At 62.8% G+C, this 19,275-nt stretch carries 19 protein-coding genes; 5 read left to right on the top strand and 14 right to left on the bottom strand.

The features are described from left to right. Positions 1-122: 122 nt before the first annotated feature. The 13 genes from NKI19_RS29395 to rpsF all read right to left on the bottom strand — a co-directional run bounded on the left by NKI19_RS29395 (position 123) and on the right by rpsF (position 11,576). Positions 123-344 carry a hypothetical protein gene (locus tag NKI19_RS29395; protein WP_292662211.1) on the bottom strand — a complete coding sequence of 74 codons (222 nt, stop codon included), beginning with the start codon at positions 342-344 and terminating at the stop codon, positions 123-125. A gap of 124 nt (positions 345-468) precedes the next feature. Continuing rightward, the gene (locus NKI19_RS29390; RefSeq protein ID WP_352493161.1) at positions 469-1,215 is read right to left on the bottom strand and encodes an SDR family NAD(P)-dependent oxidoreductase; all 747 of its coding nucleotides are present in this window, start codon (positions 1,213-1,215) and stop codon (positions 469-471) included. Continuing rightward, positions 1,212-1,502, bottom strand: coding sequence for a hypothetical protein (locus NKI19_RS29385; RefSeq protein WP_352567449.1), 291 nt, complete (start codon positions 1,500-1,502; stop codon positions 1,212-1,214). Before NKI19_RS29385 ends, NKI19_RS29390 begins: the two co-directional genes overlap by 4 nt. Before the next feature lie 26 nt (positions 1,503-1,528). Then, the gene (gene purF / locus NKI19_RS29380; RefSeq protein ID WP_473554620.1) at positions 1,529-3,010 is read right to left on the bottom strand and encodes an amidophosphoribosyltransferase; all 1,482 of its coding nucleotides are present in this window, start codon (positions 3,008-3,010) and stop codon (positions 1,529-1,531) included. A gap of 131 nt (positions 3,011-3,141) precedes the next feature. Continuing rightward, the gene (locus NKI19_RS29375; protein WP_352567448.1) at positions 3,142-3,813 is read right to left on the bottom strand and encodes a CvpA family protein; all 672 of its coding nucleotides are present in this window, start codon (positions 3,811-3,813) and stop codon (positions 3,142-3,144) included. Between the two features lie 47 nt (positions 3,814-3,860). Then, positions 3,861-5,279 carry a DNA repair protein RadA gene (gene radA, locus NKI19_RS29370; RefSeq protein ID WP_352493164.1) on the bottom strand — a complete coding sequence of 473 codons (1,419 nt, stop codon included), beginning with the start codon at positions 5,277-5,279 and terminating at the stop codon, positions 3,861-3,863. A 231-nt stretch (positions 5,280-5,510) separates the two neighbouring features. Beyond that, complete coding sequence (locus NKI19_RS29365; RefSeq protein WP_023677714.1) at positions 5,511-7,001, bottom strand: replicative DNA helicase; 1,491 nt, start codon at positions 6,999-7,001, stop codon at positions 5,511-5,513. Positions 7,002-7,207: 206 nt separating this feature from the next. Continuing rightward, complete coding sequence (locus NKI19_RS29360; protein WP_352567447.1) at positions 7,208-8,176, bottom strand: small ribosomal subunit Rsm22 family protein; 969 nt, start codon at positions 8,174-8,176, stop codon at positions 7,208-7,210. Between the two features lie 3 nt (positions 8,177-8,179). After that, positions 8,180-8,503 carry a YnfA family protein gene (locus NKI19_RS29355; RefSeq protein ID WP_352567446.1) on the bottom strand — a complete coding sequence of 108 codons (324 nt, stop codon included), beginning with the start codon at positions 8,501-8,503 and terminating at the stop codon, positions 8,180-8,182. A gap of 82 nt (positions 8,504-8,585) precedes the next feature. After that, a complete protein-coding gene (locus NKI19_RS29350; RefSeq protein WP_352567445.1) occupies positions 8,586-9,875 on the bottom strand; it encodes a cyclopropane fatty acid synthase in 1,290 nt (429 codons plus the stop codon). 153 nt (positions 9,876-10,028) lie between these two features. Beyond that, entirely contained in the window at positions 10,029-10,613 is a 585-nt protein-coding gene (rplI, locus tag NKI19_RS29345) for a 50S ribosomal protein L9 (protein ID WP_254820243.1), read from the bottom strand. Between the two features lie 214 nt (positions 10,614-10,827). Continuing rightward, entirely contained in the window at positions 10,828-11,076 is a 249-nt protein-coding gene (gene rpsR, locus NKI19_RS29340) for a 30S ribosomal protein S18 (RefSeq protein ID WP_352567444.1), read from the bottom strand. Continuing rightward, on the bottom strand, positions 11,076-11,576 hold the full coding sequence (rpsF, locus tag NKI19_RS29335) for a 30S ribosomal protein S6 (protein WP_292663863.1): 501 nt from the start codon (positions 11,574-11,576) through the stop codon (positions 11,076-11,078). The genes rpsR and rpsF overlap by 1 nt, the downstream gene beginning before the upstream one ends. 456 nt (positions 11,577-12,032) lie before the next feature. Between rpsF and NKI19_RS29330 the strand changes: the two genes are divergently transcribed. Continuing rightward, positions 12,033-13,577, top strand: coding sequence for a pilus assembly protein TadG-related protein (locus NKI19_RS29330; protein WP_352567443.1), 1,545 nt, complete (start codon positions 12,033-12,035; stop codon positions 13,575-13,577). Between the two features lie 31 nt (positions 13,578-13,608). Here NKI19_RS29330 and NKI19_RS29325 read toward each other — a convergent pair whose 3' ends face one another. Continuing rightward, positions 13,609-15,534, bottom strand: a complete 1,926-nt coding sequence (locus NKI19_RS29325; RefSeq protein ID WP_352567442.1) for an LTA synthase family protein — start codon at positions 15,532-15,534, stop codon at positions 13,609-13,611. Between the two features lie 247 nt (positions 15,535-15,781). Between NKI19_RS29325 and fabD the strand changes: the two genes are divergently transcribed. The 4 genes from fabD to fabF all read left to right on the top strand — a co-directional run bounded on the left by fabD (position 15,782) and on the right by fabF (position 19,267). Continuing rightward, positions 15,782-16,747 carry an ACP S-malonyltransferase gene (gene fabD, locus NKI19_RS29320; RefSeq protein WP_352567441.1) on the top strand — a complete coding sequence of 322 codons (966 nt, stop codon included), beginning with the start codon at positions 15,782-15,784 and terminating at the stop codon, positions 16,745-16,747. 60 nt (positions 16,748-16,807) lie between these two features. Continuing rightward, positions 16,808-17,545: a 3-oxoacyl-[acyl-carrier-protein] reductase gene (gene fabG, locus NKI19_RS29315; protein WP_352567440.1), complete on the top strand. Its 738-nt coding sequence runs from the start codon at positions 16,808-16,810 to the stop codon at positions 17,543-17,545. A gap of 188 nt (positions 17,546-17,733) precedes the next feature. Then, positions 17,734-17,970 (top strand): acyl carrier protein, encoded by a 237-nt coding sequence (locus NKI19_RS29310; protein ID WP_006203723.1) that lies wholly within the window; start codon positions 17,734-17,736, stop codon positions 17,968-17,970. Positions 17,971-18,004: 34 nt separating this feature from the next. Then, positions 18,005-19,267: a beta-ketoacyl-ACP synthase II gene (fabF, locus tag NKI19_RS29305; RefSeq protein ID WP_352567439.1), complete on the top strand. Its 1,263-nt coding sequence runs from the start codon at positions 18,005-18,007 to the stop codon at positions 19,265-19,267. Positions 19,268-19,275: the final 8 nt, after the last annotated feature.

Genomic DNA, 19,275 nt, shown 5'->3' with positions numbered 1-19,275 from the left:
ACCAGAAAATCCAGACCATCGACCTCAACGCAAGCCAAAGATAGGATGGCAAACTGTTCGCGATGTCCCCGCACACCTGTTCGCGATGTCCCCGGTCCAAACAGGGGGGAGATCACGCTGTCCTACTGCGCCGACGGCTCCTCGGCGTCGCCCTCATCGGCGAAGGGAGAGGCGCTCGGCACGCACTGCACCGACCAGCCGGCCGGCGTCGGTTGCTTCTGGTATTCGGTTATGGCGAAGGTGCACTGTTCGCGGGTGTCGAATGTGCTGGGCAACACGACCATGCCGCCTTGCGGGCCGGCGATCACCAGATACCAGACTAACGCTACGCTCGGTGCCGCCATGGGTATTTCCTCGCTCTGCTTGTTTTGGGAGTCGCACGATCCTAGCAACTCTGGCCCAGCGGCGAAAGCTGGGCCAAAGCGCGGCCTTAAGCCACGGCATCACAGCCGCGTGATGTTAGGCCGCTTACTCCGGCTGCCGGTAGGCGACAAAGCGGTTGTGCTTGGCCTGGAAGATCAGCCCCGTCTCCTTGAGCGTGGGGCTGGCAAGCGGCACGATACGCTTGGCGATCTCCGAGGGGTGCGGCAGCGTTTCCGGATCCTCGCCCGGTACGGCCTGCGCCCGCATCGCGGTGCGCGTTGCCCCGGGATCGGCGGCGTTGACCCTGAGCGGCAGGTTTTCGGTCTCATGTGCCCATGAACGCGTCATGGCCTCGACCGCCGCCTTCGACGCCGCATAAGGCGCCCAGAAGGCGCGTGCAGAATGGGCAAGGCTGGAGCTCAGCACGATAGCGCGGCCGGCATCGGAAAGCCGCAGCAGCGGGTCGACCGAGCGGATCAGCCGCCATGTTGCGGTGACGTTGATGGTCATCACTTTCTCGAAGGTCTTGGCCTCGACATGGCCGATCGGGGCGATGACGCCGAGCACAGCGGCGTTGGCGACCAGTATGTCGAGCTTGCCCCAGCGCTCGTGTATGGCGCCGCCCAGTCGGTCGATCCCCGCCATGTCGGCAAGATCGAGCGGTACCAGCGTCGCCTGTCCGCCACCTGCCTTGATCTGGTCGTCGAGCTCTTCCAGCCCGCCGACGGTGCGAGCAACCGCAATCACATGCGCACCGGCGGCGGCAAGCTCCTTGGCGATGAAATAGCCGATGCCGCGCGAGGCACCGGTGACGACCGCAACGCGGCCGGAGAGATCGAGGGGAGGGGTCATGAGCTATTCTTGGGTTGCTGGTCTAAGAACGACAGCTGAATGAAGGAAATCAATTGTTTGGCGGAATTCTCGTCAAGAGGGACAAAAACCGTTGCATCACCACCAATGGCTTTGACGACGACATACTTGTCCTGAGTCTCTTTCGCCTCTCTAACTTGGCAAAAAAGAAATCCATTACCGAGAGGCGTATCGATATCGACCTCGGATCTTATCTGATCTTTGAGCAAGGATTTTGCAAATGAGAATGAATCCTTGAGGCCTTGCCATAAGTCTCGTCGAGCGCTCATGTCTTACCTCCGCCCGGATCGGAATTCTAAGACCCGCCGGCCGCCAACAGCGACAGCGTGCGCACATTGTCGGAGCCTTCGAAGTCGGCAAGCCGGGTCGGATACTGGCCGGTGAAGCAGGCGTCGCAGAATTGCGGCTGCTCGTTGTCGCGGCCGGCCTCGCCGACGGCGCGGTAGAGCCCGTCGATCGACAGGAAGCCGAGCGAATCGACGCGGATGAACTCGGCCATCTCCTCCACCGACATGCGCGACGCCAGCAGCTTCGACTTTTCCGGTGTGTCGACGCCATAAAAGCACGAGGCGCGCGTCGGCGGCGAAGCGATGCGCATATGCACTTCCTTGGCGCCGGCATCGCGCACCATCTGCACGATCTTCTGGCTGGTGGTGCCGCGCACGATCGAATCGTCCACCAGCACCACGCGCTTGCCTTCGATCATGCGGCGGTTGGCGTTGTGCTTGAGCTTGACACCCATGTGGCGGATCGAATCGCCGGGCTGGATGAAGGTGCGGCCAACATAGTGATTGCGGATGATGCCGAGCTCGAACGGAATGCCCGCGGCCTGCGAAAAGCCGATCGCCGCCGGCGTGCCCGAATCCGGCACCGGCACGACGATGTCGGCCTCGACCGGACTTTCCTGCGCCAGCTCGGCGCCGATGCGCTTGCGCACTTCGTAGACGTTGCGGCCTTCGACCGACGAATCCGGCCGCGCGAAATAGACATATTCGAAAATGCAGAAGCGGGTCTTCTGCGGCTCGAACGGGAACAGGCTTTCGATGCCCTTGCTGGTGACGACGACCATTTCGCCGGGCTTCAGGTCGCGCACGAAACGCGCACCGATGATATCGAGCGCGCAGGTCTCGGAGGCGAGAATCCAGGCGCCGTCGAGATCGCCGAGCACCAGCGGGCGGATGCCGAGCGGGTCGCGGCAGCCGATCATCTTCTTGGACGTCATCGCCACCAGCGAGAAGGCACCTTCGACCTGGCGCACCGCGTCGATGAAGCGCGAATTCAGGTCACGCTCCTTGCTGGTGGCGACCAGATGCAAGAGCGTCTCGGTGTCGGAGGTGGAAGAGAAGATGGCGCCTTGCTTCTGCAGTGCGCGCTGCACGGTCATGGCGTTGGTGAGATTGCCGTTATGGGCGACGGCAAAGCCGCCATCGGCAAGTTCGGCGAAGAAAGGCTGAATATTGCGCAGGCCGGCGCCGCCGGTGGTGGCATAGCGTGTGTGGCCGATGGCACGGTTGCCTTGCAGGCTGTCGATGACACGCTGCTTGGTAAAGGTGTCGCCGATCAGGCCGACATGGCGTTCGACATGGAATTGGGTGCCGTCATAGGAAACGATGCCGGCCGCTTCCTGGCCGCGATGCTGCAACGCATGCAGGCCGAGCGTTACGATGGCTGCGGCGTCCTGCCGGCCGAAAATGCCGAACACGCCGCATTCATCATGGAAATGGTCATCGGCTTCGGTGGAAAGCACGTCGTCTGCGTCTGCCACTGAGGCTGCCATTGGGGGCTCAAGCTCCGCTAAAGTCGCCATATAAGGTCATAGCGCATCGAAAGCAACGCACGTCGTGCGGCATTCACATGATCGTCAGTCTTGAGCCTTGCCAAGTCGGCAGATTGGCAAGTCTGCCGAAATCAGTTTGCCGGCGCCGGGTTTTCAGGTGCCGGGGTCGCGGGCGCATTGTCGGCCGGCGGCGCATCGCTGTCGTCGGGTGCCGGAGCGGTGGCGTCGTCGCCGGCGGCAGGGGCTTCCGCTGCAGGCGCATCGGGGGCCAGAGGCGTCTCGGTGGCCGGCTGATTCGGATTGAGCTTGTTGAGGATGGCGTTTTCCGGATCCTCGGGCAGCAGGCTTTCGAGCTTGGCGCCGATCGATTCGAGCAGCGGCTTTGACTTGGCGTTGGCAATCCAGCCTGGAGCCTTGGCGCCGGCCAGCCAATTGAAGAAAAGCAGCGCAACAGCGACGACCAGGATGCCGCGCGCCGCGCCGTAGAGGAAGCCAAGTGTACGATCGAGCGCGCCGATCCTGGAATCGATGATCCAGTCGGCAAGCTTCATGGTGATGACCGAAACGACGATCAGCGCGACAATGAAGACGATACCGGCGGCCGCCGCCATGGCGGCCTTTTCGTTGTCGATATAGGGCTGAATGTAAGGCAGCACCGGCTTGTAGAAGAAGAAGGCCGCCGCAGCAGCAGCTGCCCAGGAGATGATCGACAGGATCTCGCGCGAAAAGCCGCGAACCATAGCGAGCATCGCCGAGACTAGGGTGAAGCCGACAAGAATTCCGTCAAGCAGCGTAATCGGCATGTTTTTCGCCCCACTCCGATCTCTTTTTCACGGCTCGACGAGCCGCATCACTCTTGCTCGTCGGCGCGGCTGCGCCGTGAGCCGGCTATGCGCGCCACGAGATCGGCCAGCTCGGTGGGCTGGAAAGCGCCGGCTCCGATCCCCCCGACCCCATTACCACCAGCAAGTTCCTCGCTGCCCAAGGGCAGAACCGCGCTTCCGAAACCCAGCTTTTCGGCTTCCTTGAGGCGCTGCTGCGCATGCGCAACCGGCCTCACTGCACCGGAAAGGCTGATTTCGCCGAAATAGACGCAATCGGCGGGAAGGGCAAGACCGGTGAGCGAGGAAACCAGTGCCGCCGCCACGGCCAGGTCGGCCGCCGGCTCTGAAATGCGGTAGCCGCCGGCAACGTTGAGATAGACGTCGTGCGTGCCGAAGCGGACGCCGCAATGGGCTTCCAGAACCGCCAGGATCATCGACAGCCGGGCACCGTCCCAGCCGACGACGGCGCGGCGCGGTGTGCCCAGCGTCGACGGCGCCACCAGCGCCTGGATCTCGACCAGCACCGGCCGTGTGCCTTCCATGCCGGCGAAAACCGCGGCACCCGGCGACTTCGCATGGCGTTCACCGAGGAAAAGCTCGGACGGGTTGGCGACTTCCCGCAAGCCTTTGTCCGACATTTCGAAGACGCCGATCTCGTCGGTTGGCCCGAAGCGGTTCTTGACCGTGCGCAGGATGCGGTAGTGGTGGCCGCCTTCGCCCTCGAAATAGAGCACCGCGTCGACCATGTGCTCGACCACCCGTGGTCCGGCGATCTGGCCCTCCTTGGTGACGTGGCCGACCAGAACGATCGCCGCTCCTGTAGATTTTGCATAGCGGATCATCGCTTGGGCGGCGGCACGCACCTGGGTGACCGTGCCGGGTGCCGAATCGGCCATGTCGGTCCACAGCGTCTGGATCGAATCGAGAATGACCAGATCCGGCCGCTTGCCGTCGGCGATGGTGGCGAGGATGTCCTCGACATTGGTCTCGGCGGCGAGTTCGACCGGGGTGCCGGCGACGCCGAGCCGCTGGGCGCGCAGTCTGATCTGGGCAACCGCTTCTTCACCCGAGACGTAGACGATGCGGTGGCCCTTTGCTGCCAGTGCGGCGGCGGCCTGGGTGAGCAGCGTCGATTTGCCGATGCCTGGATCGCCGCCGACCAGCAGCGCCGAGCCGCGCACGAAGCCGCCGCCCGTGGCGCGGTCGAGCTCGCCGATGCCGGAGACGATGCGCGGCGCATCCTCGATGTCGCCGGAGAGGCTGGTCAGCACCACCGCGCGGCCCTTGCGGGCGTTGCGCGTATTGGCCGGGCCGGAACCGATGCCGCCCGACGTGCCTTCCTCGACCAGCGTGTTCCACTCGCCGCAGGCATCGCATTTGCCGGCCCAGCGCTGATGCACCGAACCGCAATTCTGGCAGATGAACTGAATGCGGGATTTGGCCATCAGCGTCGCGTCGCTTGCCAATTGCCGAGGCTCGGCGATCCGGCCCACCCCCCTCTGTCCTGCCGGACATCTCCCCCGCAAGGGGGAAGATTGGCTGTCATCGACGCTGTCGCCAATCTCTGATGTCGCAGGAAGAGAGCCGGCGGCAAAACTGCCGATCTCCCCCCTTGCGGGGGAGATGGCCGGCAGGCCAGAGGGGGGTGTGACGGAGCGCGACGGTTGGTCAAAAAGCTACTCGAACCGATCCGGCAAATGATGTTCCTCGGCAAGGTCCGAGAATCGGGTGAATTCGCCTTGGAAGGCGAGGCTGACCGATCCGGTTGGCCCATGGCGCTGCTTGGCGACGATGACCTCGGCCTTGCCGCGCATCTCGTTCATCTCGTGTTCCCATTTGATGTATTCGTCGGTGCCTGGCTTCGGCTCGCGGTTCTTCAGATAATATTCCTCGCGGTAGACGAACAGCACCACGTCGGCGTCCTGCTCGATGGAGCCCGATTCGCGGAGATCCGAGAGCTGCGGGCGCTTGTCGTCGCGGCTTTCGACCTGGCGCGACAGCTGCGACAGCGCGATGATCGGCACCGCCAGCTCCTTGGCCAGTGCCTTGAGGCCGGTGGTGATCTCGGTGATTTCCTGGACGCGGTTTTGCGACGATTTCGCGCTCGATCCCTGCATCAGCTGGATATAGTCGATGACGATGACGTCGAGGCCGCGCTGGCGCTTCAGGCGACGCGCGCGGGCCGACAGCTGAGCGATGGAAATGCCGCCGGTCTGGTCGATGAACAGCGGGATTTTCTGCATTGTCTGCGAGCAGGCGACCAGCTTTTCGAAATCCATCTCGCTGATCTCGCCGCGGCGGATTTTCGACGACGGGATTTCCGTCTGTTCGGAAATGATGCGGGTGGCCAGCTGTTCGGATGACATTTCGAGCGAAAAGAAGCCGACGACGCCGCCATTGGCCGCCTTGAACGAGCCATCCGCCTGCTGCGCCGGGACATACGCCTCGGCGATGTTGAAGGCGATGTTGGTGGCGAGCGAGGTTTTGCCCATGCCGGGGCGGCCGGCAATGATGATCAGGTCGGACGACTGCAGGCCGCCCATGCGGCGGTCGAGGTCGCGCAAGCCGGTGGCGACGCCCGACAAATGCCCGTCACGCATATAGGCGGCATTGGCCATGTCGACGGCGGTCTTGACGGCATCGGTGAAGCTTTCGAAGCCGCCATCGTAGCGGCCGGTTTCGGCCAATTCGAACAGGCGCCGCTCGGCATCCTCGATCTGGTCGGAGGGCGACATGTCGACCGGCGCGTCATAGGCGATGTTGACCATGTCCTCGCCGACAGTGATCAGCGCGCGCCGCGTCGCCAGATCGTAGATGGCGCGGCCATAGTCGGTTGCGTTGACCACCGTGACGGCCTCGACCGCCAACCGCACGACATATTGCGCCACCGTCATGTCGCCGACCTTCTCGTCGGCCGGCAGGAAGGTCTTCAGCGTGATCGGCGTCGCGATCTTGCCCATGCGGATGAGCTCGGCCGCGACCTCGAAGATCTTTCTATGCAGCGGCTCGTAGAAATGGCCGGGCTTCAGGAAGTCGGAGACGCGGTAGAAGGCATCGTTGTTGACCAGTATGGCGCCGAGCAGCGCCTGCTCGGCCTCGATATTATTCGGCGCCTCGCGATAGAGCGGTGTTTCCGCCACGCCGAATTTTCGTGCTGCCTCTGCCATGATGTCCCCGGTCCTGATCCCCGTCTCTCGATATCAGAACGAGACAAGTCGGTGATGACTTATCTGCATCAGTCCCCAACCAACCAACTTTGATGCCCGCGATTCACAGCCAGGATCTTTCGGTGGAAAGAATCTCGATTGACTCGAATCAAGATGGCGAGCCTAGCCGTTCTCTGGCGAGAACAAAACAGGAAAATAGCTGCCGGTCATTCCGGCAAGGCATCACCCCAGTCCAGTCGCCGCGCGGCCTTGAACGTCTCGCCGTCGCGCTTGGTGAACAGTCGCGCGGCAGCACTCCCATCCTGTTCGCAAAGCTTCAGCAAGACCTTGCCGGAGCCCGACTTCGGCGGTGCGATCACTCGCGCTCGAGGCGGAGCGCCCGGATGGCGGGAGGCGGCGACAAAGATGAATTTCTCGTCCTCCCACGGCACCTCGGCATCCTTGGCCAGACGGTGCAGGCGCGAGCGGGCGACGCGGCGGGCGAAATGGCACCAGTCGGGCGCGACGAGCGGGCAGGGCGCCTCATGCGGGCAGGGCGCAAGCACGTGCGCCCCCGCCTCGATCAGCTGCCGCCGCACGGCAAGGATACGCTGCCAGCCGGCCGGCGTGCCCGGCTCGACGACCAGCAGCGTGTCTGCGGTCAGCTGCCAGAGCCGGTCGACGAGTTTTGCCAGCGACGCCGGCGCGATCTCATCCAGCACATAGGCTGAAGTCACCAGCTCGGCCGGCTCCAGACCGACCAGGTCGATGGTGACGTCGCCCGTCCGCCAGGCGGTCCTGGCCGTGATCGCATCCCCGGCAAGCGCTTCGCCGACCCGTCGCACCGCGGCGCCGGCCTCAAGCAGCACCGCCTGTTCGAGATCGGGCCAGAGATCGATTGTGGCCCAAAGCACGGTGCCAGGGCCGGCGCCGACATCGAGCAGGGTCCTCGGAGCATAATCGGGCCGCGCCTCGCTTACCGCATCGAGGCTGGCGCGGACGGCAGCATAGGTCGCCGGCAGCCGCGTTGCCAGATAGGCCTTCACCGCCATGTCTTCGGCCATGTGCAGGCGGCCGTCGCGCAACTCGGCGCGGTAGCGGTCCGACAGCGTCTTTGCCGCTTGCTTAAGCATCGGCAGCGGCACCTGTTCGAGAAGGCGGTCGACGCCTTGTCTGAGTAAGACGGGCAGTTCCATCGCTCACGCAGCCCGAGGTGCGAGCAGAATGACCGAGGCGCCAATGATGCAGATTGCGGCACCGGCAAGGTCCCAACGATCGGGGTGGATGCCTTCCGCCAGCCACAGCCAGGCCAGCGAGGCGGCAATGTAGATGCCGCAATAGGCGGCATAGGCCCGGCCCGCCGCGCTGATGTCGACCAGCGCCAGCAGCCACGCGAATAGCACCAGCGAGACGAGACCGGGCGCCAACCACAGCGGCGACTTGTCCAGCCGCCACCATGCCCAGAACGAAAAGCAGCCGGCGATCTCGGCAAGTGCAGCGGCGACGTAGAGGAGGTAGGTCATGAAAAAAGGTCCCGCGTTGACGGGACCCTTTTCAGCGCGCCAGCCGGCAATGGCAAGCAGCAATAGCGCGCTCGCCGGCCTTCTACTCCGGATCCGCCACCTTGCGGCGGCGAGCGGGCTTGGCCGCCGGAGCCTTTTCGCGACGTCCAAGATCGCGCATCTCCAGCGCCTTCTCGCAACTGGCCATGTAGTCGCGCGTCATCGGGAGCGTGTCGTTCTTCTTGGCGATCTGGATCTGGAAGATCACCAAATCCTGCCATCGGAAGGCAGCTTCAGAGGCCGCAAGATAGAACTCCCACATGCGGCAGAAGCGCTCGTCATAAATCGCCTTGGCCTTGTCGCGGTTGGCGGCGAAGCGCTCGCCCCAATGCTTCAGGGTCTCGGCATAATGCAGCCGCAGAACCTCGATATCGGTGACGACGAGCCCCGATTTTTCGATGGCGGGCATCACTTCGGAGAGCGACGGGATGTAGCCGCCCGGGAAGATGTACTTGCGGATGAAGGCGCTGGTTGCCCACGGCACGCCGGAGCGGCCGATCGTGTGCAGCAGCATGACGCCGTCCGGCTTCAGCAGCGTCGCCGACTTGTCGAAGAAGGTGCGGAAATGATTGACGCCGACATGCTCGAACATGCCGACCGAGACGATGCGGTCGAAACGCTCATTGAGCTCGCGATAGTCCTTGATGTCGAAATGCACCCGGTTTTGCAGGCCTTGCGCATGAGCACGGTCGGTGGCGACGCCGTGCTGCTCGGTCGACAGCGTCACGCCCTGTACGTCGACGTCGAATGCCTTTGCGAGATAGAGGCCAAGCCCACCCCAGCCCGAGCCTATATCAAGCACCGTCTGGCCGGCCTTCAGCCTGAGCTTGGCGGCTATGTGGCGCTTCTTGGCCGCTTGTGCCTCGTCGAGCGTCATGTCCGGTTGCTCGAAATAGGCGCAGGAATATTGCATGTCCTCATCGAGGAAGAGGCGGTAGAGGTCGCCCGACAGATCGTAATGGCGCTGCACGTTGCGACGCGCCCGCGACGCCGTGTTGATCTGCTGCAGGCGCCGGAAGGCGTGGCGCAGACCCTCGATCGCCTTCGACCAGGTGGCATCGATACCGCCGCTGCCCATGTTCTGGAAGGCAATGCGCATCACCCCCAGCACACCGCCCTCGAGAATGTCGAGTTCACCATCCATGTAGGCTTCCGGCACCGCCAGCATCGGGTCGAAGGTTATTGCGCGCTCGGCATGCCTTGTCTTGATATGCATGTGCACCGGCTCGCCGCTGCCGTCACCGAAAGTCACCATCGAGCCTTGCGGCCCTGTCACCTTGAGATTGCCTGTGCGGACCAGGCGGTCGAGAACGCGCTTAAGCAGAATATTCATGACCAATTGTCCCCTCTCGGCCAGACATGCTGTCCTATTCTGCATCAAGATATAGGGGTTCGAAAAGTTCCATTTGGCATAAAAATGCCCGGGTGCGAGGCCCGGGCATTGGTCCAGAATAGCGATTAGCCGGCGAATGCCGACGAATGACGATCAGCCGTTGTCTTCGCCGCCTTCGAACTCCGCATTCGGATCGAAGAAGTTTTCCGGCCGCGCATTGTCGTTGATGTCCTCGCCGTAAATGGCTTCGGCGGTGGTCAGCGTTTCGCCCTTGGCCTGGCGCTCGGCTTCGTCGGCCGTGCGGGCAATGTTGAGCGTGATGGTGACCTCGACTTCCGGGTGCAGCGCGATCGCCACATTGGTGACGCCGATGGTCTTGATCGGCTGGTTGAGCAGGATCTGGTTGCGGTTGACCGAAAAACCTTCCGCCGTCACCAGCTCGGCGATGTCGCGCGTCGAGACCGAACCATAAAGCTGACCGGTTTCGCCGGCCGAGCGCACGGCGATGAAGCTCTTGCCGTCGAGCTTTTCAGCAATCTGCGCGGCCTCGGACTTGCGCTCCAGGTTGCGGGCTTCGAGCTGGGCGCGCTGTCCCTCGAACTTCTTCTTGTTAGCTTCGTTGGCGCGCAGCGCCTTGCCTTGCGGCAGCAGGAAATTGCGGGCGAACCCGTCCTTGACCTTGACGGTGTCGCCCATCTGGCCGAGGCGGGAAACGCGTTCGAGAAGAATGACTTCCATGGTTTTGTTCCTTCGCTTGAGCGCTATCCTCAGGATCGGCGCCGATTGTCTGGAACAGGTCAGGAAGCTGGGGCGTCGCCGCCTGTGTCGCTGTCCTGCCTGTCGCGGCAGTTAGGACCTCTTGTCGAAATCCAACCCGGGATTTGGTGTTCGATCCGGCTACGCCCGTCGTGGCCGGCGAAAAAAAGCGGGCGGCGAACCGCCCGCGTAGATTTTAGCGGACCACGTAGGGCAGCAGGCCGAGGAAGCGGGCACGCTTGATCGCCTTGGCGAGTTCGCGCTGCTTCTTCTGGCTGACGGCGGTGATGCGCGATGGCACGATCTTGCCGCGCTCGGAAATGTAGCGCTGCAGAAGCCGCACGTCCTTGTAGTCGATCTTCGGCGCACTGGCGCCGGAGAACGGGCAAGTCTTGCGGCGACGGTGGAAGGGGCGCCGTGTTGGGATCTGATTGATGTCGACCATTATTCTGCGGCTCCTTCAAAGCCTTCGCGCGGACGGCGCGGGCCACGATCGGCACCGCCATCGCCGAAGCTGCGCGGCGGACGATCACCACGGTCACCGCGATCGCGGTCGCCGAATGAGCGCGGGCCACGATCGCCACGGTCGCGATCGCCGAAGCCGCCGCGTTCCGAGCGCTCTTCGCGCTTCTGCATCATTGCCGACGGACCTTCCTCATGCGCGTCGACCTTGATGGTCAGGAAACGCAGCACGTCCTCGGACAGGCCCATCTGGCGCTCCATTTCATTGAGCGCGGCCGGCGGGCAGGTGATGTCCATGAGTGTATAATATGCCTTCCGGTTCTTGTTGACCCGGTAGGTGAGGGACTTCAGTCCCCAGTTCTCGACCCGGCCGACGGACCCTCCATTCGCGGTGATGACGCCCTTGTACTGTTCGACAAGCGCATCGACCTGCTGCTGCGAGAGGTCCTGCCGGGCAAGAAACACATGTTCGTATAGTGCCATAGTGTTCGTGCCTTTCTTCGTTTCTCTCCCGGTTCCCGGCGGCAAAAGCCTCTGCAACTTCTCTGACCCGCAATCCTTGCGAAGGCGGGGAAGAAAGGAGCATGACGAGACGGTCGAGAGCGGAGACACGGGAGGCGGAAGCGCTTCTGGCTTCACGCGAAGGCTTCGAAAAACCTCCGGCCCTCCGTTCAGCCCCCAGCAAGGACCGGCAGATTGCGGGCGTCTATACAGGAATTTGACCGCAAAGCAAGGCCAAACCACGAAGCAAGCGGCCCTACCGTCCCAGAGCGCCACGGGCCTCGATGGCGGTGTTTTCACGGATTTCTTGAAACCGGACCTTAACCACCATGCGAAGTTCCAGCACCGGCGGGCGTGGCGGCAACCCGTCGTTCATCATGCGGATGCAAAACCAACAGCCTGCGCGAGGTCGGCAGCAAGGCGGTTTTGGGGATAAAAATGCTTTTCGACAAATTCTGCCGTTCGAAGAGCGGCAACTTTGCCCTGATGCTGGCGTTCGGGCTGCCAGCGGTTCTGACCGCCGTGGCCTTTGCCGTGGACGTGTCCACCTTGATGAGGGCCAAGGTCAGCTTGCAGAATGCGCTCGATGCCGCGAACCTTGCGTCTTCGCATCTCGGCGACATCGAGGCTTCGCGCAAGGACGTCTTCGACCGCTACTTCCAGACCAATGTCGCCGGTCACAGCGAGTTGAGGAACGCCGAAGCGACGCTTGCCGTGGAAAGGGGCCTCAATTACATCCAGACAAAGGCTGTCGCCACGGCGGACGTCAACTTGAACTTCGCCTTCCTGTTCGGCAACGACAAGCGCATCACCGTCGATGCCGGCGCCGTCGAATCGACCAATCAGCTCGAAGTCGTGCTGGTGCTCGACAATACCGGATCGATGGCCAGCAACGATCGCATCGGCGCATTGCGGACGGCGGCGACGGCCCTGATCGATATGCTCGAAGCGGCGAAGTCGCCGACGCGCAGCGTACGTGTCGCGGTGGTGCCGTTCGTCACCGCGGTCAACGTCAAGGGCGAGGACTACGATCCGGCCTGGATCGACATGGCCGGCAAATCGCCGAACAATGGCGCCAATTTCCCCTTGGTCGGCGGCAAGCGCGTCAACCATATGGACCTGTTCAAGCAATTGGCCGTCGAATGGAGAGGCTGCGTCGAAGCGCGGCCCGGAACCAACAATGTTTCCGACATTTCGCCCGACCAAAACAAACCGGACACCCTGTTTGTACCCTATTTCGCTCCGGACGATCCAGGTAACGCTAAAAATCCAAACAGCTCCTACGGCAATTCAGCGACCGGCTACAACAATTCCTATCTCGACGATACCGTTGTCACCCTGCTTCCCGGCCTCACCAGCGACATGGCGAAGTACAGTGTTTCGACGATGAAACTGATCAACGACAAGAGAGGCCCGCTGACTATCGGCCCCAACCGGGCCTGCCCGACGCCGATAGTGCCGCTGACCGACGATTTCGACAAGTTGCGTAAGGCCGTCGGTGAGATGATCGAATGGAACGGTTCGGGGACCAATGTTTCGGAAGGCTTGTCATGGGGGATGCGGGTGCTCTCGCCGGAACCGCCTTACAGCGACGGCGCGCCTTTCAGGGCGTCAGGGACGACCAAAACTGTGCTGCTGCTCACCGACGGCGAGAATGTTGTCTATGGCGCGAAGGATACGCCACAGAAGTCGGACTATGGCTCTTACGGATTCCTGGCCTCGGGTCGGTTTGGATCCAGCGACCAGACCGCGGCTGCGCGCAATGTCGACGATTGGACAACCAATATATGCAACACGCTGAAGAAGCAGGACGTGCAGATCTTCACAGTGCTGCTGCAGGCCGACACCGCAGCCAACCGCAAGCTCTACGAGGCCTGCGCATCGTCGCCGTCGGATTATTACCCGACCAACGACGTCAGTCAGCTCGAAAGCGTCTTCCTGAAGATCGGAAGCTCGATTTCGCAGCTGCACTTGACGAACTGAACGACGTCGGCCGCTCTCCCGCCGCCACTGCTCAACTCGTGTGTGCAGCCACTTTGCCTGTGGTTTCGGGGAAGAAATCGGGTGCCGCATGGCGCTTGCCGAACATCATGTCGTATTGCAGCAGACGGAAGTCGCGGATTGCCGGATCGATCTCTTTTCGACGCGACCAATCCGGGGTGGCGTCGCCCCCCGGTGCCAAAAGCAGATTGCGGTCGATAACGCGGTAGCGATCCCGCAACTGGCCGAGGAAGCCGGTGTAATAGGGATGACTGATGCCGGCCGTCTTGAGGATATGGTAGGGCAGAAAGGCCGGGCTGACGGCGCCCAGATCCTCGGCCGGGCCGCTGCGGTTCGACCAGACGATCAACGGCGTCTGGTGGTGCAGCAGCATCTGGTCGGCCGCCTCCTTGCGCGGCGCGACATTGTCCTTCAGGAAGCCGGTCTCGACGTAGACCGGCCCAAGCGGCGGCAGATGGTCGCCGAAGAAGGCGATGACGGTCGGCCGCTCGCGTTTCTTCGCCCATTCGATCAGCCGCTCGAGGCCGCGGTCCGCGTCGGAAGAGCCTTCGGCATAGCTCAACAGCGATTCACGCGCCCATTGGCTGATCGGCGCCTGCACCTTGTGGGTCGGATTGTTATAGCGATACGGCTCATATGGTCCGTGGTTCTGCAGGCTGACGGCGAAAAAGAAGACCGGCTCGGCGCTGGTATCGGCCTCGTGGATGATCTCGTCCGTCATAGCTGCGTCCGACGCGAGCGGTCCGCGCTTCTGCATGGGCGGCAACGTCTCCTCGGATTTGAAGTCGTTGAAGCCGAAATCGGCATAGACGGCTCCCCGGTTCCAGAACCAGTTGGTTCCGGGATGGATGGCGCGTGCCCGGTAGCCCTGACTTTTCAGGAAGGTCGCCAGCGAGGGGGTCGGTGTCCGCACATATTGCTGGTAGGGAATGCTGCCCGCCGGCAGGAAGGCGTTGGAAAAGCCGGTCAGGGCCTCGAACTCGATGTTGGCCGTCATGCCGCCGAACTCGGGCGAGAACATGTAGCCCGTGCGCAGTGCCCGCACATTGGGGATAGGGTCGGGCGTGATGGTGACACCGGGCAGCTTGGTCGGATCCCAGAAGGATTCGCTCATGACGACGATGATGTCGGGCTTCTCGGCGGGTACCGAGGCCGTTACCTGCGGTTTGCCTATCGCTTCGATCGCCTTGTCGGAATAGCCGGGCGGCGCCGAGACGTGGGCCATCGGGACGTTCAGCGCGAAGGCGAGCGCAAAACCGTTTGAGGCATAGTTTTCCTTCTGGTCCCACATGATCGGGATGATCTGCAGCCGGTCGCGCGTCCACGAGAAAGTGGCATAGTCCATGATGGAGACGAAGAAGGCGATCAGCGGCACCGTCAGCGTCAGCCGGGCAAGGCGGCCCTTGTGGCTGAGTGCCGGAACGCGGCGGCGCCATAGCCGCCAGCCATAGACGAGCAGCGACAGCCCGCCGACAATGCCGATCGCCAGGGCAATGGCGGTTCCCGGGCGATCGCGTACCAGGAGCGGCATCAGTGCCACGATCTGCCGGGAATAGAGGAAATCGGTCGGATAGAGCGGATCGCCGAGATAGAGCGACTTCTGGTGGCCGACGAACGCCAGCGACAATGTCAGCGGCGCGACGATCATCAGGCTCTGATGGCTGCGGCCGAGCACGGCGTCGAGGCCGATGAGGATCAGCGCAAAAATGATGATCGTGGTCCAGCCGGGTTTGAAAGGCTGCAGAAAGAAATCAATGGTGCCGGCAAAGTTGCCGCGCACGATCAGTTCGATGGCAAACACCAGGATCGCCGCAGCCAGCAAGCTGATAAGGCCATAGCGGATGACAGGCCATTTGCGCGCCGGTAGATAGCCGGTCGACGGATCGCCTTCAAGAAACTGTGGCGCCGCCTCGGCTGCGCTCTGCTTGGTCTTTGCCACTTCAATAGTTCCCCGGCCCGCAACAAAAGCGTCACTCGATTGTCATCGAACTGTCACGCAAAGCCTAGCGTCTGCGGCGGAAATAAGAAGAGCCAGCAAACAAATCGTGAGCGGTTTTCATCATGAGTGATCGCCAAAAAGCCTGCCGAAACAGGCACTCGGCCGACATTACGTGGTCAAGGTTGGGCTTGACTTGGCCGCACGCCTTGCGTCACAGGCAACGAGAACCAGCAGCTGGGAGCCGACGATGGCCATCGCATTCACCTTTCCGGGGCAGGGCAGCCAGGCTGTCGGCATGGGCAAGGACCTCGCCAATACTTTTGTGGAATCGCGGCGGATCTTCGAGGAAGTCGACGACGCGCTCGGCGAAAAACTATCGCAGCTGATCTGGGAAGGCCCGGAAGAGACGCTGACGCTGACCGCCAATGCCCAGCCGGCGCTGATGGCGGTGTCACTTGCCGCAGTCCGGGCGCTGGAGGCGCGCGGCTTCTCGCTGAACGGCGAGGTCACCTATGTCGCCGGCCACTCGCTCGGTGAATATTCGGCACTTGCGGCCGCTGGTTTCGTTTCGGTCGCCGACGCCGCCCGGCTGTTGCGTATCCGCGGCAATGCCATGCAGGCGGCTGTACCGGCCGGCGAGGGCGCCATGGCGGCGATCATCGGGCTGGAACAGGCCGACGTCGAGGCCGCTTGCGCAGAGGCCGCCCAGGGCACCGCCAAAGATCCCGCGCAAGCCTTGGTTTGCCAGATCGCCAATGACAATGGCGGCGGCCAGCTGGTGATCTCCGGCGCCAGGCCGGCAGTCGAACTGGCTGCGAAGCTATGCACGGAGAAGGGCGCCAAGCGGGCGCTGATGCTGCAGGTCTCGGCGCCCTTCCATTCGGCATTGATGAAGCCTGCGGCCGAGATCATGCGGGAGGCGCTGGCGGCCGTGACTAAGAGTGCGCCCGCCGTGCCGCTGGTCTCTAATGTTACGGTGACCCCGACGAGCGATCCCGACGAGATTGCCCGCCGCCTCGTCGAACAGGTGGTCGGGCGCGTGCGCTGGCGCGAAACGGTGGAGTGGTTCGGCAGCAATGGCGTCGGCACACTTTACGAAGTGGGCGCCGGCAAGGTGTTGTCGGCGCTGGCCCGCCGCATCAACGGCGACATTGCCACCGCTGCCATCGGATCCGCGGCGGATGTCGAGGCGGCGCTGGCGAAGCTTGCATAATCAACTGGCGATTTGACACCGCTCCATGCGAAGGGTGTTCGCTCAGATCAGGAGGCAAGAATGTTCGAATTGACCGGCCGCAAGGCGCTCGTTACCGGCGCATCGGGGGGCATCGGCGAGGCGATCGCCCGCGTGCTGCATGCCCAGGGCGCCATCGTCGGCCTGCACGGCACACGTATCGAGAAACTGGAGGCGCTGGCCGCCGAACTGGGCGACCGGGTCAAGCTTTTCCCGGCCAATCTTTCCAATCGCGACGACGTCAAGGCGCTCGGCCAGAAGGCGGAGGCCGATCTCGAAGGCGTCGACATCCTCGTCAACAATGCCGGCATCACCAAGGACGGGTTGTTCGTACGCATGGCTGATGCCGACTGGGATAGCGTGCTCGAGGTCAACTTGACCGCCGTGTTCCGGCTGACCCGCGAGCTTACCCATCCGATGATGCGGCGCCGCCATGGCCGCATCATCAACATCACCTCAGTGGTCGGCGTCACCGGCAATCCCGGCCAGACCAATTATTGCGCCTCCAAAGCCGGTATGATCGGCTTTTCAAAATCACTGGCGCAGGAGATCGCCACCCGCAATGTCACCGTCAACTGCGTCGCCCCGGGCTTCATCGAATCGGCGATGACCGCCAAGCTCAACGACAAGCAGAAGGAGGCGATCATGGCGGCGATCCCGACCCGGCGCATGGGCACGGGCGCCGAAGTCGCCTCTGCCGTCGCCTACCTAGCTTCCAACGAGGCAGCCTACGTCACTGGCCAGACCATTCATGTCAATGGCGGCATGGCAATGATCTAAACACTTGGGAAAACGCTTCATTCCGTCTTGGATGCACAGGATTTTTCGTGTAATGCCGCCCGCAACCCGGCGGTTCGGGCAAAAACCGGTCCTGTTCCGCTGCGTTTCCGGCAGGACCATCTTTCAGCTTGATTAGCGGCATTCTGCCCGCTAACGAAGACAGACAACCAAAAGACGAGGATGCCCAAATGAGTGACACCGCAGAGCGCGTCAAGAAGATCGTCATCGAGCACCTTGGCGTCGATGCCGACAAGGTGACGGAGCAGGCGAGCTTCATCGATGATCTGGGCGCGGACAGCCTCGACACGGTCGAACTTGTCATGGCGTTCGAAGAAGAGTTCGGTGTCGAAATCCCGGACGACGCCGCCGAGACCATCCTGACTGTTGGCGATGCGGTGAAATACATCGACAAGGCCTCCGCCTGACGCTATTTGCAGTCATCACCGGGGAGGACCTGCGATGAGGCGTGTCGTCGTCACGGGCCTTGGGCTGCTTTCGCCGTTCGGCATGGGCTTCGAGCACAGCTGGAAGGAGCTTCTGACCGGCCGCAGCGCAGCCAAGCGCATCACCGAATTCGAGGTGGAAGACCTTGCCTGCAAGGTCGCCCACGTCATTCCGCGCGGTGACGGCTCCAATGCCACTTTCAATCCTGAAGCCGTTCTCGAGCCGAAGGAGCTGCGCAAAGTCGGCGACTTCATCCTGTACGGGATCGCGGCCGCCGACGAGGCACTCAAGGATTCCGGCTGGCAGCCGAAGACGCATGAGGAACAGTGCGCCACCGGCGTTCTGATCGGTTCGGGCATCGGCGGCATCGAAGGCATCGCCGAGAATGCGATGATCCTCAATGAACGCGGTCCGCGCCGCATCAGCCCGTTCTTCATTCCCGGCCAGATCATCAACCTCGTCTCCGGTCAGGTCTCGATCCGGCATGGGCTGAAAGGCCCCAACCATGCCGTCGTCACCGCTTGCTCGACCGGTGCGCATGCCATCGGCGATGCCGCCCGGCTGATCATCTGGGGCGATGCCGACGTTATGGTCGCGGGCGGCGCCGAAGCGCCGGTGACGAGACTCTCGATCGCCGGGTTCGCCGCTTGCCGCGCGCTCTCCACCGAGCGCAACGACGCGCCGCAAACGGCCTCACGCCCCTATGATCGCGATCGCGACGGCTTCGTCATGGGAGAGGGCGCCGGTGTTGTCGTGCTCGAGGAACTCGAACACGCCAAGGCCCGCTGCGCCAAGATCTATGCCGAGGTCACCGGCTACGGTCTGACCGGTGACGCCTATCACATCACCGCACCTGCCGAAGATGGCGACGGCGCTTTCCGTTGCATGACCGCGGCGCTGAATCGGGCGAAGCTGACGCCGGCCGATGTCGACTACATCAACGCGCACGGCACATCGACCATGGCCGATACGATCGAACTCGGCGCGGTCGAGCGGCTGGTCGGCAACGCCGCCTCGAAGATATCGATGTCGTCGACCAAATCGTCGATTGGCCACCTGCTGGGCGCGGCTGGTGCTGCCGAGGCGATCTTTTCGATCCTCGCCATTCGCGACAACATCGCGCCGCCGACCATCAATCTCGACAATCCGGAGCGCGAAACGGCGATCGACCTGGTGCCGCACAAGCCGCGAGCCCGGCAGATCGACGTGGCGCTGTCCAACTCCTTCGGCTTCGGTGGCACCAACGCCTCGCTCGTCTTCCAGCGCTACAATGGCTGACCGCTCCG

Source organism: Mesorhizobium sp. M0751 (assembly GCF_040320265.1).
Classification (GTDB): Bacteria; Pseudomonadota; Alphaproteobacteria; order Rhizobiales; family Rhizobiaceae; genus Mesorhizobium.
Note: the sequence above shows the minus strand (reverse complement) of the source record. Positions and strands in the feature narration are given on the sequence as shown.

Coding starts and splice junctions, on each gene's coding strand:
- NKI19_RS29395 (WP_292662211.1), bottom strand. CDS start 344: ATGGCGGCACCGAGCGTAGCGTTAGTCTGGTATCTGGTGATCGCCGGC.
- NKI19_RS29390 (WP_352493161.1), bottom strand. CDS start 1,215: ATGACCCCTCCCCTCGATCTCTCCGGCCGCGTTGCGGTCGTCACCGGT.
- NKI19_RS29385 (WP_352567449.1), bottom strand. CDS start 1,502: ATGAGCGCTCGACGAGACTTATGGCAAGGCCTCAAGGATTCATTCTCA.
- purF (WP_473554620.1), bottom strand. CDS start 3,010: ATGGCAGCCTCAGTGGCAGACGCAGACGACGTGCTTTCCACCGAAGCC.
- NKI19_RS29375 (WP_352567448.1), bottom strand. CDS start 3,813: ATGCCGATTACGCTGCTTGACGGAATTCTTGTCGGCTTCACCCTAGTC.
- radA (WP_352493164.1), bottom strand. CDS start 5,279: ATGGCCAAATCCCGCATTCAGTTCATCTGCCAGAATTGCGGTTCGGTG.
- NKI19_RS29365 (WP_023677714.1), bottom strand. CDS start 7,001: ATGGCAGAGGCAGCACGAAAATTCGGCGTGGCGGAAACACCGCTCTAT.
- NKI19_RS29360 (WP_352567447.1), bottom strand. CDS start 8,176: ATGGAACTGCCCGTCTTACTCAGACAAGGCGTCGACCGCCTTCTCGAA.
- NKI19_RS29355 (WP_352567446.1), bottom strand. CDS start 8,503: ATGACCTACCTCCTCTACGTCGCCGCTGCACTTGCCGAGATCGCCGGC.
- NKI19_RS29350 (WP_352567445.1), bottom strand. CDS start 9,875: ATGAATATTCTGCTTAAGCGCGTTCTCGACCGCCTGGTCCGCACAGGC.
- rplI (WP_254820243.1), bottom strand. CDS start 10,613: ATGGAAGTCATTCTTCTCGAACGCGTTTCCCGCCTCGGCCAGATGGGC.
- rpsR (WP_352567444.1), bottom strand. CDS start 11,076: ATGGTCGACATCAATCAGATCCCAACACGGCGCCCCTTCCACCGTCGC.
- rpsF (WP_292663863.1), bottom strand. CDS start 11,576: ATGGCACTATACGAACATGTGTTTCTTGCCCGGCAGGACCTCTCGCAG.
- NKI19_RS29330 (WP_352567443.1), top strand. CDS start 12,033: ATGCTTTTCGACAAATTCTGCCGTTCGAAGAGCGGCAACTTTGCCCTG.
- fabD (WP_352567441.1), top strand. CDS start 15,782: ATGGCCATCGCATTCACCTTTCCGGGGCAGGGCAGCCAGGCTGTCGGC.
- fabG (WP_352567440.1), top strand. CDS start 16,808: ATGTTCGAATTGACCGGCCGCAAGGCGCTCGTTACCGGCGCATCGGGG.
- NKI19_RS29310 (WP_006203723.1), top strand. CDS start 17,734: ATGAGTGACACCGCAGAGCGCGTCAAGAAGATCGTCATCGAGCACCTT.
- fabF (WP_352567439.1), top strand. CDS start 18,005: ATGAGGCGTGTCGTCGTCACGGGCCTTGGGCTGCTTTCGCCGTTCGGC.